This window comes from Flavobacterium seoulense (assembly GCF_000695795.1).
In the GTDB taxonomy this organism is placed as follows: domain Bacteria; phylum Bacteroidota; class Bacteroidia; order Flavobacteriales; family Flavobacteriaceae; genus Flavobacterium; species Flavobacterium seoulense.
Genome location: NZ_JNCA01000009.1, coordinates 75,887 through 88,813, shown reverse-complemented (window position 1 = coordinate 88,813; position 12,927 = coordinate 75,887). Strand labels below are relative to the sequence as shown.

Below are 12,927 nucleotides of genomic sequence, written 5' to 3'. Positions count from 1 at the left end.
CAAAGTAATTCCAATAAAAAAAGGCTTCAATCAAGTTAAATGATTGAAGCCTGTTTTTTTTTTAGCTATAGCCTAAATTAAAAGCTGACTGTATTATTTCACCGAACTTGGAACACCTATTTTATCACCAATTATAATTTCGTTTACACTTATATTTTGTGTATTTGTTAAAGTCATTCCGTTTTTAGCTGATTTCACAGTAATTCTGTCTAAAACAACATTTTCAACTTTCTTTTCCGGAAACCCCTCGATGATAATTGCAGCATTCGAAGCCGATTCGCAACTCACATTCGAAATTGAAATATCTGAAATTTTTGACGGATACAAACCACCGCCTTCTCCATGATAATTTGCAGTCATGTAGATACAATCTTCTACTTTTCCAAAAGCTATATTAGAGAAATATAAATCTTTCACATAACCTCCTCGATCAGAATTCGTTTTTATATAAATTCCTCTTTTCAAATAACCGCTAGCTTTACAATTATCTACAAAAACATTACGAACTCCAGCCGACATTTCGCTACCAATAACAATAGCGTGTAAACCTTTGAAATCACAGTTTCTAACAACAATATTTTCTGATGGAAAACCTGAATTATCACGCCCTTCGTTATCTCTCCCAGCCTTTATAGCCACATTATCGTCACCATTATTAAACTTAATATTTTCGATTAAAATATTACTGGAATATTCAGGATCAATTCCGTCATTATTATTGTTTTGGGCATCATATTTTAAACCGCGTAACGTAATATTTTTAGATTTTAGCAAATGCACGCACCAAAAAGGAGAATCTTCGATTTTTACATCTTCAAGCAAAATATTCTTAGAATCCAAAAACTGAATTAATTGTGGCCTTAAATAATGACCTTTACCAAAAACCCTTTCTTTTAAAGGAACATTAGTGTGATTCATTTCTCTGCTCAACTCTTTGTCTTTTCCTTCCAGCGGTTTCCATTTGATCCAGGTATCTTTAGCTTCTCCATCAATAATTCCGTTTCCTGTTATGGCTACATTTTCGACATTATTTCCATAAATTAACGGACTATAATTATACAACATAGTTCCTTCCCAACTTGTTAAAACTAAAGGATAATCATCCGGATTTGATCCAAAACGTATTTTAGCTCCGGTTTCCAGATGCAATTTTACATTACTAACAAAATGAATCGGTCCGTTAATCGTGTAAACTCCTTTAGGTACAATAATGGTCCCTCCCTGTTTTTTAGCGCAGGCTTTCATTGCTTTATCGAAAGCAGCTTTACAATTAGTAACCGAATCGCCTTTGGCACCAAATTGCGTAACCGTAACTTGATATTTTGGAATTACAGGCAACTGAATACTATTGACAATTCTTTCTATTTCAACTTTTTTATCTACACTTTTAGTTTGCGAACACAAAACATTGAAACACAACAACAGGACAAAATAAAAAGAATTGCTTTTCATACTTTACTTATTTAATACGTTTTTTTAAATCTAAATCTGTTTTTTTCAATTCGGCTACCACTAATTTAGCTATTTCTGTAGCACCAAGTAATGATAAATGTGTATCATCATGCTTTTCGGTTTTGAAGAAAGTACTTTCACCTGCATTAAAATGCAAATGTAATTTCTTAGAACCTTCAACACCATAAGATTCCTCTAATAATTCCGTTAAATATTGTAAATCAATAAACGGAACTTTATAATCAGTAGCCACTAATCTGGTTTCTAACGGATACAATCCGTGCGTATCAACTAAAGTTCCTTCTGCATTAAAATTTCTTCTAACAATTGATGAGAACAAAACCGGAGTCGCACCTTTAACACGAGCTTCAGTCACAAATTTGATTAGATTCTGGCGGTAAGCCGTACGCGGATTAGTATATACACTTGGTTTATTTTCTTTTTGGTCATTATGCCCAAATTGGATAAAAACATAATCGCCCTTTTTTAATGTTTTTAAAATAGAATCCCAACGTTTTTCGTTGATAAAACTACGTGTACTGCGACCGTTCTGCGCTCGGTTATCCACCACCACGGTATTATCAAAAAATTGTTGTAAAACCTGAGCCCATCCGTGTTCCGGATTTTGTTTTGGATTGGCTTTATTTGCCATGGTCGAATCACCAATAGTATAAATCGTTGTCTTTTTTTGTGCCAAGCAACTCGTGGCAATTAATAAAAAAAGGAATAATTTAATTCTCATAATTTTCAATTTTTAATTTGAATACCAATTCGAATTTGATTTCGAATTAGCATCTCCTAATATATTTTCTAAGGTATATTTTTTAGCTTCTGATTTTGTTAATTGATGTGACCAACTCACTCTGCTTTTTGGTTGAAATCCTGGTCCTGAGCAATTGTATTCGCCATAAAAAGAAGCTTTCTCCGCATCTGCTTTAGACCAGTTGTTCCAGCCTTCTTTTCGAATATGATTTCCCATTTCACAATTCAGATATACTGTTTTAGCATTAATTCGCCAAGGACGCCCCAAATAAACTTCGGTTGCTTTTTCACCAGCAGTCAATTTACAATTCATAAAAACAAAACCGTATTTAGAGTTCTCAGGAGTTGAAGCCGCGGTTACGTATGAATTGCTTTTGCTATGAAGCGTACAATTATCAAAAACAACCGTTGCACCACCAAAAATAAAATCAACCGTTCCTTCGATAAAGCAATCTTTAAAATACTGTTTAAAACCTTCACCCGAACTATACAAAGTATCCTGATTTCCTAAAACAATACAATTAGAAATCACCACTCTATCGGCAACTACAGATAAGGCAATCGCCTGACCAACTGGACCGGCTGTATTTTGAATCGTCAAATTACTGGCTTTAAAATCATTCGCTTCTACCAATACTGTTGGCGTAAAAAATGTACTATTTCGACCTAAATTAATCTTCCCAAAATAATCATCGTAACTAATAATGGTTTTTTCTTTGCTTTCGCCAATCAATGAAATTTTAGTATTCCATTCCGGAACACGAACTTTTTCATGATAAGTTCCGTTTTTCACCGTAATCGTAACCGTTTTATACGGAAAAGACGGTGAATTATATATTGCATCCTGAATACTCGTGTAATCTCCGCTACCGTCCTGAGCAACTACAATATTATAATCATCCTTTGGTTTCTTAACTTCTGCTTTTTGAACCGGCTTTACCGCTACAGAAAGATTATTTTTCCATTTTTCGTATTTTTTCAATACTTCTTTCGGCTCATTGGTATACCAGGAATAACCGTTTCTTCTTTCGTCACCTACCTCGGCCAAAGTAGCTTTTTTAATTCCGTCACGATCTGAAAAGAAAGGTTTATTATTTTCTAATTCCATAAAACGAGCCCAAAGTGGAAGTGCATTAGCATCTGGAATCATTTTCTTATCTACAACTTTTCCATTCTTTATAACACGTTCTTCTTTTAAGCCGTTAATCTGAACTTTTTCAAACCAAACCACTGCAGCATCCACCGCATTAATTACTTCTTTTGAAGGATTTTCGAGCGACATTAACAGTAAAACAATCTTAGCCGATTCTTTTCCGCTTAACGATGGTAATTCATACGCACGGGCTTTAGCCGGTAACAAGGTAATTTCATCATGTTGCGCACACCAGGCTGTCAAAACACCATTTTGTTTGTATTGACTTTTGATAATACAATCAATTCCTTTGTCGAAAGCGGTTTTGGTTTTTGCAACAATTTCTTCAGATGGCTGTATCGAATAATATCCAGTTTTATCTTTAATTTCTTTTAAAACATTCAGGATATTCACCATCGAATCATCATTGTACGTAATATGAGTGTAATATCCTTTTTTCAACGGATAAAATTGTGGCCAACCGCCATTATCATATTGTGCTGCTAACAAATAATCCAATCCGGCAAGAAAAGCTTTCTTGTATCTTTCATCAGGCTGTTGTTTGTAGATTTTTGACAAAAAAAGCATTTCCTGACAAGTCGCTCCATTATCAGTAGTACAACCTTCAGTCGAGCTTTTTAGAGCCAATAATTCTTTCTTTTGAGTTTCAGAAAGCGCTTTTTGAATTTGAATATTTTTTGGCCAGCCACCAATATTTCGTTGGTACAATAATACATTTTCGGCAACCGCTTTTGCTTCTACCGATGCAAACCATTGATCATTATCCATCTCGGTAATGCTTTTCCATGATTTATCCAGCACTTGCGCATACGAACTATAAGCTATTGCAAAAAAGACAAAAAGTGCAATTCCAACTTTATAAAAAGTATTCTTCATTTGTTATTTACTAAATCTAAACCAGTCGATATCTACACTTCCGGCATCATTAATTTTTCCTTCTCTAAGCGCTGCAATTCCAATTTTAGCACCAATCCATTTTCCTTCACGCGATTTAAAATCGGTTCCTAATGATTCGAATTTTTGCCCATCTAAACTATAAAAGAAGCTGCATATTCCGCCGTCTTTCACTTTTACCTGAAGATAGAAAGTATTGCTTCCCAGTTTTACCGTTTTACTTTCGGTTTCTGTTCCTTTTTTATCCGCATTTTTACAATTCACCTGAGAAATAAATAAAGCTCCTTTTTCCTGCTTTACTTTCAACATGCTGTAATCTAATCCCAGTACTACAAAATTGACACTTTCACCATCAAAACGTGAATGAAAAGTCATTTTGGCTGTAGCCGTAAATTCATTGGCAGGAAACTTTTGTGTTAAAATATTAGGCACATCAAATAAGTTAGCTGCTTTTTCAGGCATTGGACGACAAAATAAAGTATAATGACCGTTTGGTGTTGGCATTCCCCAATATATTTGGTAATTAGCGTGCCACTGCCATTGCAATCCTAATTTAGTTGAATTAAATTCATCTGAATCCGGCGGAGTCATAATTGGATAGGTTTTTCCAACATTTGGTTTTTTATAATTCAAAACCGGCTCTCCTATTCCGTCGTTATCATTATCAATACCAATTACCGGCCAATCGTTAATCCATTTCATAGGCTGTAAATGAACAATTCTTCCGTAAGCACCTTTGTCCTGAAAATGAAAAAACCAGTCTTCACCTTTTTGAGTCTGCACCCAGGCTCCCTGATGAGGTCCATTAATAGGTGATTTTCCCTGATCCATTACTTTACGTTTCTCGTAAGGACCAAAGACATTTTTAGAACGCATCACCGTTTGCCAACCTGTAGGAACTCCTCCTGCCGGGGCAAAAATGTAGTAATATCCATTGCGTTTGTAAAACTTTGGACCTTCAACAGTAGCTTCGTCAAAATGTCCGTCAAGTACCATAACAGCATCGTCATTAGCAATTGTTCCTTCTGGATTCATTGTACAAACCGCTAATAAACTTTTAGCTCCGGCACGACTTCCTGCAAAAGCAAATCCTAAATATGCCTTTCCATCATCATCCCATAAGGGTGCAGGATCAATCAATCCAACTCCTGATTTTACTAATATTGGATCTGACCAAAGCCCTTTTGGATCTTTAGTTTTGATCATATAAATTCCGTAATCCGGATCTGGATAATAAATATAATATTCTTTATTATGGTAGCGAATACAAGGTGCCCAAACTCCGTTTCCATGCTGAGGTTTGTCGAAAACATCAAAAGGCGGCTGTTTTTGAAGCGCATAATTCACTAATTCCCAATTTACTAAATCCTTAGAATGCAAAATTGGCAATCCCGGAATACAGTTAAAAGAAGAAGCAGTCATATAATAATCATCTCCCACACGAATAGCATCAGGATCTGAGTAATCAGCATGTAAAACAGGATTTTTATAGGTTCCGTCACCATTATCGGCAACCCAAACTTTAGAATATTCAGTTGTTTTTTGTGCAACAGTTAGCTGACTCGAAAGCATTACTAATCCTATTGCAATTGTATTATTTAAAAAATTCATAATGGTAAAATGGTTGATTAATATGCGTAATAGAAAATTATCTGTTTAATTCGATAGCAGCGAAAATAAATGGTCCGGTTGCTTTAGGGTCGTTGTCTTTCTTTTTCTCATTTACATAATATTCATAAGAACCATCACGGTATGGATTTCCTCCTAAACCTGCTACCTGACAACATTGAGTCAAAGTAATTCCGCCATCTGCATCAACTCTGATTAATTTTGTTGTTAAACCGTCGAAAGCATGATTAGCTACTTTTTTAAATTTAGCTGGCAAATAACCTTTGTTTACTCCTTTAGCCAAAGCATAAGCAAACATTGAAGATCCGGAAGCTTCAAGATAATTTCCTTCTCTATTTGGCATATCAGTTACCTGATACCACAAACCTGTTTTCTTGTCCTGTACTTTTTCTAAAGCTACCGCTAAATCATTCAAATAACCTACTAATTCTTTTTGTTTTGGATGCTCTTTTGGGAAATTATCTAAAACATCAACTAAAGCCATTGCATACCAACCTAAAGCACGAGACCAAAAATTTGGAGATTTACCTGTAGTTTTATCAGCCCAAGGCATTTTTTTACTTTCGTCCCATGCGTGGTACAACAATCCTGTTTTAGGATCTTTGTCGTTTTTTTCTAATAATTCAAATTGTTTAGCAACATCATCCAGTTTTTTTCCGTTCTCAAATTTCACAGTATAATGAGTGTAAAAAGGCTGTCCCATGTACAAACCGTCTAACCACATTTGGTTTGGATAAATTTGCTTGTGCCAGAATCCTCCACTTGGAGTTCTAGGCTGATCTTCAAGCTGCTTTCTAATAGTTTGCATCGCCACTAAATACTTATTTTCTTTAGTTCTGTCATGAATATCAAATAAAATATTAGCTGCTACCACCATATCGATATTGTATTTATTCATATCATAAGTAGCAATTTTGCCATTTTCATCAATCAAAGCATCAGCATATCCTTTTACATATTCATAATATCTTTCATCTCCTGTTTTTTTGTAAAGTTCCTGAATAGAACCTGTTACTAAACCGTGAACATAATCCCATTTTGCAACGGTTCTGTCATCAAGTTGAAAAGCTTTTGGGTGACGTTTCATCAGCGTTAAAGCCATTTTCTCTGACCATTTCAAATTAGGAGATGTTAGTTCTTTTTTAGCCGAAGATGCTGACGACTGTGATTTACAACTTGTAAATCCTAACGCTCCTACTAAAAGAAACGTAAATAAGAATTGCTTTGCTTTCATTAATTTTATCATTTTATATTATTCTATTATTTATCTAATTCGATAGCTGCTAATAAAAAACCGCCTAATCCGTGAGAGTTATCAATCTTGATTTTTTCACTCATATAATATTCAAAAGAACCATCTCTATATGGATTTCCTCCTAAACCTGCACTAGCACAAACTTGCGTAATATGCAGTTCTCCATTATTATCTACTTTTATTAGTTTATTCGTCAAACCGTCAAAACCTTTAGTCGCGACTTTATTGAATTTGGCTGGCAAATAGCCTTTATTAACTCCTTTTGCAATAGCATAAACCAACATGGACGAACCCGAAGCTTCTAAATAATTTCCTTTTCGATTTGGTAAATTTGGCACCTGATACCATAATCCCGAAGCATCCTGATATTTACTAACACCGTTAGCTAATTCGTTCAAATACCCAACTAATTCTTTTTGCTTAGGGTGGTCTTTTGGAAAATAATCCAAAACATCTACTAAAGCCATTCCGTACCAACCCAAAGCTCTTAACCAAATATGCGGAGCTGTTCCAGTTTCTTTATTAGCCCAAGGCATTTTTTTACTTTCATCCCAGGCATGAAAAAACAAGCCTGTTTCTTTATCATAAGCATGATTGCGTAATAATTCAAACTGATGCGCTACATCATCAAGTTTTGCGCCATTTTCAAACTCAACCGTATATCTTGCATAAAACGGCTGCCCCATGTACAAACCATCTAACCACATTTGGTTAGGATAAATAGCTTTGTGCCAAAATCCACCAGATTGGGTTCTGGGATAATCAACAAATTGATTTCGTAAAGTTTGTAATGCTTTTAAATATTTTTGATTATTTGTTTTGTGATAAAGACCAAAAAGAATTTTTCCTGCATTTATAAAATCTATATTATGATCTTTTGGATTAAAATTTTGAAAAGAACCTGTACTATCAATTAATACATCTGCATAATCTCTTATGTAATCAAAATATTTTTGCTCTTTGGTTTTGGCATACAACTTTTCATAAGCCGTTAAAATCATCCCAATTTTATAATCCCATTTTGGTTTTTCGTGATTATCAATCTGCCAGGCCTTAGGATGTCGCTTCATAATGGACAATGCCATTCGTTCTGACCATTTAAGATTAGTTGGAATTATCTGCTCTCTTTGTTGTATTGAAGCACTCTTACTTTCTGACGGTTTACAACATAAAAACAGGACAAAAATGGTAATTACACCTAAACCAGAATACACAAACAAAGAAAGTTTTTTCATAACACTACATTTTAAAGTGAGTATTCAATTGTTTTTATTAAGTATATGCTCTTTAAATTATTTAGGGCTTTCTACTTTTTCTCCATTTATTGTAGTATTTATAAATTGAATATTAGTTACATTTTCTATAGAATATGCTTTTCCAACTTTATCAATCGTCACATTTTTCAACACCACATTATCTATTGGCAATTCTTTATATCCTTGTGCCAGAACTCCAAATTTCCCGCCGTTTTTAACTTTAACATTTTCCAAAATAACATTTTTAACCTGCGGAATAAAATTTCCTGTTTGATTACCATAAACATTATAAAACATGTTGATTCTTAAAACAGCTTCTTTTACCTGACCTACTTCAATGTTTCTAACAAATACATTTTCAACAATTCCACCTCTTCTGGAATTTGATTTTATTCGGATGGCTCTATCAAGATTAGGACTATCCATTTTACAATTTTCAACAAAAACGTTTTTAATTCCTCCAGTCATTTCGCTCCCCATAACAACACCTCCATGACCATCAAGCATCATACAATCTTTCACAATGATATTTTCGCTTTTCATTGCTACACGTCTTCCATCTCCATCTTTTCCTGATTTTATTGCAATACAATCGTCTCCGGTATTAAACGTACAGTTTTTTATAATTACATTTTTAGAGTATTCGGGATCACAACCGTCATTATTAGGACCATGACTTTCTACAGTTACACCATCAACCGTTACATTAGTAGATTTCATTGGATGAATAACCCAAAAAGGTGCATTTATAATTTTCACATCTTTAATCAAAGCATCTGTACAAGTATGAAACTCTATAAAATTTGGTCTCAAATACGATCCTTCTCCAAATATTCTTTGTTCAACAGGAACATTTTGCTCACCCGATTCTACTAAACGAATACGATTTTGAGGATCATTTTGATTACCTCTTCCTTCCTTCCATCCGTATTGTTTTGCTCCACACCAGTACCACCAGTTATCATTATCGGCTTGACCGTTTAAAATTCCTTTACCTGTAACAGCTATATTTTTTTTATTGTAAGCATAAATTAAAGGCGAATGATTCATACATTCTGTCCCTTCAAAAGTGGTTTTAACCAATGGATAATCAGATGATTTAGTACTGAAGAGAATCTCAGCTCCATCTTCTAAATGAAGATTGACATTATTATCTAAGTGAATTGGGCCTGTTAAAAATTTTCCCGCCGGAACAATTACTTTTCCTCCTCCGTTTTCAGTACAGGCAGCAATTGCTTTCTTAAAAGCTTCCGAATTATTATCAATTCCTCCACTTTTAGCCCCAAAATCAACAATGTTGTAGGTTTGTTTTTTAAAAACGGGAACTATTACTGATTTTTCTATTTGTTGTTTTACTTTCCAGGGATTAGCTAAAACATCATTCTTTTTTTGTGCTGAGCAACTACTCAAAAAAGCCAACATTAAAACTGCAGAAAAAGATAATAAGGAACAATAACTTTTATTTTTCATTGATTAAAAAATTTAAGATGTATAATTTTAGATTTTAAAAAGTCTTCAACAAAACAGAAAAACCGAATGATTTTATGTAATCGATTACACAAATCTATATATATTTTTAATATAAAACTATAAAAAAGACCGAAATAAATGCATTTATACAAAAAAAAGAAGAATTATTTTATTTAATTAAAAAATAAGAGTTTAATTCGCAAAATACTACAAAAGACGATTTTAATAATAAAAAGACAACTAAACTGTTTTTTTGATTTCAAAATGCTATCAATATCAGTACCAAACAAATAATTATTTAAAAAAAAATATTATTTTTACCGAGATAGACCACTTATAATGACTGAAAAAACAACTATTTATGACATTGCAAAAGAATTAAACATTACTGCTGCAACTGTTTCCAGAGCTCTAAATAACAATCCTAAAATTAGCCAAAGTACTCGAAAATTAGTCCTTGAAACGGCTAATAGAATGAACTACAAGCAAAACAGATTAGCATTAGCACTAAGAAGCGGAAAAAGCAATAATGTTGGCGTTATTGTTCCCCGTATTAATACTAATTTTTTTGCATCAGTAATCAGAGGAATTGAAGAAAGCTTGCATCCCGAAGGTTATCAGGTTATTATATGTCAAACTCATGAAAACGAAAATAGAGAAATTGAGAACATCAACACTTTATTAAACGCTCAGGTTGACGGAATTTTAATGTCTATTTCCAATCTGCCGGATGAAAACAATCATTATATAGAACGTGTTGTTCAAAAAAATATTCCCTTAGTCTTTTTTGACCGAAAGAAAGAAATCAAACATGTAAGTTCAGTTACAATTGATGATTACCAAGCTTCTTACCAAACGACACAACATCTTTTAGAACAAGGTTGTGATAAAATAGCTTATTTTTCAGGAGATCGTTCATTAGAAATATATGAAGATCGTTACCGAGGTTACGAGAAAGCTTTATTAGATAATAATATACCAATAAATAAAGATTATATCATTACTATAAAAAGTAATGTGGTAGAAGGAAGAGAAGCTGTTGAAAAATTATTAGCCTTAGATAATCCTCCAAATGCTATTTTCTCAACGAGTGATTTTGCTGCTCTTGGCGCCATACAAAAACTAAAAGAACACGATATTAAAATCCCGGAAGATTTTTGTGTTTTTGGTTTTGGAAACGAACCTTTTACTAAATTTATGGAACTATCCATCTCGACCGTTGATCAGTCACCAGTAGAAATGGGTAAAATGGCCGCCCAGGTTTTTCTAGACAAAATAAACAATGTTGACAAGAAAAAATCCGGAAAAACGGTTGTACTAATGCCTAAATTATTAATTAGACAGTCTTCGACAAGAATTTAAAACATAAAAAAAGGGAGGCGTTTTAAAAAACAACCTCCCTTTTTAACTAAAAACAAAATCTAAAAACAATCTTTATAGCGATACTCCTCTTTTCCAAGGAATAAAGTCATTTTGGTTTAATATAGCAGCCTTAGTTTTTACATCACCACTAGCTACTTTAATAATAAATTCTAACATTTCATCAGCTGTTTCTTCAATCGTTTTGTCACCTGTGATAATTCCACCAGTGTTGAAATCGATAATATCAGACATTTTATTAGCTAATTGCGTGTTAGACGATACTTTTACAACCGGAGCAATCGGGTTTCCTGTCGGAGTTCCTAAACCTGTTGTAAACAATACCATATTAGCACCTGAACCTACCATTGCAGTTGTACATTCAACGTCGTTTCCTGGAGTACATAATAATGTAAATCCTGGCTCGTTGATATATTCACCATAATCGTAAACTCCTACAATTGGTGAAGTTCCTCCTTTTTTAGAAGCCCCTGCTGATTTCATTGCATCAGTAATCAAACCGTCTTTGATGTTACCCGGAGAAGGATTCATATCAAATCCAGAACCTGCATCAATAACCGTTTTTTCATACCATTTCATTAAATCTAAGAAACGTTGTCCGTCTTTATCATCGATACAACGGTTTACTAATTCCTGCTCTACTCCACATAACTCAGGGAATTCAGAAAGAATAGTTGTTCCACCAAGTGCAACTAATTTATCAGACAAAACTCCTAATGTTGGGTTAGCCGAAATTCCAGAGAATCCGTCAGATCCACCACACTCTAAACCTATTCTTAATTTAGATAATGGAGCTGGTTTTCTTTCAATTTTATTAGCTTCTTTGATAGCAGCAAATGAATCTTTAACTACAGTGCTCAACATTTCTTCAATAGTTCCGATAGATTGTTGGTCATAAATCAAAACTGGTTTACTGTAGTTTGGATTAATTTCCTTCATCGCATCCTGGAAGATTGAAATTTGTAAGTTTTGACAACCTAAACTCAATACTGTAGCTCCGGCAACGTTTGGATTGTTTACATAACCAGCCAAAAGTTTAGCCAAAGAGTGAGAATCCTGACGAATTCCTCCACAACCACCTTGGTGCTGGATGAATTTTACTTCAATATTTTCGAATAAATCTACTTCTTCAGATTTTGCAACTACTTCATCACCACCTTTTTCAGAATTAACTAATGAACGAAGTAATAATTGGTAATCATTCTCTTTTGGTTTTTTCAATTCTTTTTCGAAAATACCTTTTAAGATTTCAATGTTTCTGTTTTCACAAAAAACTAACGGGAAGAATAACCAAACATTTTCAGTTCCTACCTGACCGTCTTCACGGTGGTATCCCATAAACGTTTTATCTTTCCATTTGTCTACATTAGGAACAGTCCAACCGATAGTTTCAGTCTTACCAGAAACCTTTGCGCTTTCGTGTTTTACATTCGTAGTAGCAATAACACCACCTTTAGCAATTTTTTCACTCGCTTTTCCAACGATTACACCGTACATAATGATCTTGTCTCCAGGCTCAAAATCTACCATTGCAATCTTGTGCTTCATTTTAGTATCCGATAATACTAAAACGTCTTCTCCTTCAAATGGGATAGTTTCTCCAGCTGTTAGATTAACTAACGCTACAGCAACATTATCCGTAGGATCTACTTTTATTAACTTCTTTTGCATTTTAA

At 33.9% G+C, this 12,927-nt stretch carries 9 protein-coding genes; 1 reads left to right on the top strand and 8 read right to left on the bottom strand.

Features of this window, described 5'->3' with window-relative positions:
* Positions 1-93: 93 nt before the first annotated feature.
* The 7 genes from FEM21_RS05080 to FEM21_RS05050 are packed head-to-tail and all read right to left on the bottom strand — an operon-like array spanning position 94 to position 9,871.
* Positions 94-1,452, bottom strand: a complete 1,359-nt coding sequence (locus FEM21_RS05080) for a glycoside hydrolase family 28 protein (protein WP_035658584.1) — start codon at positions 1,450-1,452, stop codon at positions 94-96.
* A 7-nt stretch (positions 1,453-1,459) separates the two neighbouring features.
* Positions 1,460-2,194, bottom strand: coding sequence for a rhamnogalacturonan acetylesterase (locus FEM21_RS05075; protein WP_035658581.1), 735 nt, complete (start codon positions 2,192-2,194; stop codon positions 1,460-1,462).
* Positions 2,195-2,206: 12 nt separating this feature from the next.
* Positions 2,207-4,243 (bottom strand): pectate lyase, encoded by a 2,037-nt coding sequence (pelA, locus tag FEM21_RS05070; protein ID WP_051627482.1) that lies wholly within the window; start codon positions 4,241-4,243, stop codon positions 2,207-2,209.
* A 3-nt stretch (positions 4,244-4,246) separates the two neighbouring features.
* A complete protein-coding gene (locus FEM21_RS05065; RefSeq protein WP_035658579.1) occupies positions 4,247-5,872 on the bottom strand; it encodes a glycoside hydrolase family 43 protein in 1,626 nt (541 codons plus the stop codon).
* Positions 5,873-5,909: 37 nt separating this feature from the next.
* Complete coding sequence (locus tag FEM21_RS05060) at positions 5,910-7,124, bottom strand: glycoside hydrolase family 88/105 protein (RefSeq protein WP_035658724.1); 1,215 nt, start codon at positions 7,122-7,124, stop codon at positions 5,910-5,912.
* Positions 7,125-7,150: 26 nt separating this feature from the next.
* A complete protein-coding gene (locus FEM21_RS05055; protein ID WP_035658577.1) occupies positions 7,151-8,380 on the bottom strand; it encodes a glycoside hydrolase family 88/105 protein in 1,230 nt (409 codons plus the stop codon).
* Between the two features lie 57 nt (positions 8,381-8,437).
* Complete coding sequence (locus tag FEM21_RS05050; RefSeq protein ID WP_035658575.1) at positions 8,438-9,871, bottom strand: glycoside hydrolase family 28 protein; 1,434 nt, start codon at positions 9,869-9,871, stop codon at positions 8,438-8,440.
* Positions 9,872-10,210: 339 nt separating this feature from the next.
* Here FEM21_RS05050 and FEM21_RS05045 point away from each other — a divergent pair, with 339 nt between their 5' ends.
* Positions 10,211-11,233: a LacI family DNA-binding transcriptional regulator gene (locus FEM21_RS05045; protein ID WP_035658573.1), complete on the top strand. Its 1,023-nt coding sequence runs from the start codon at positions 10,211-10,213 to the stop codon at positions 11,231-11,233.
* 72 nt (positions 11,234-11,305) lie between these two features.
* Here the strand turns inward: FEM21_RS05045 and FEM21_RS05040 are convergent, their stop codons facing one another.
* A complete protein-coding gene (locus tag FEM21_RS05040) occupies positions 11,306-12,922 on the bottom strand; it encodes a UxaA family hydrolase (protein ID WP_035658571.1) in 1,617 nt (538 codons plus the stop codon).
* Positions 12,923-12,927 lie beyond the last annotated feature (5 nt).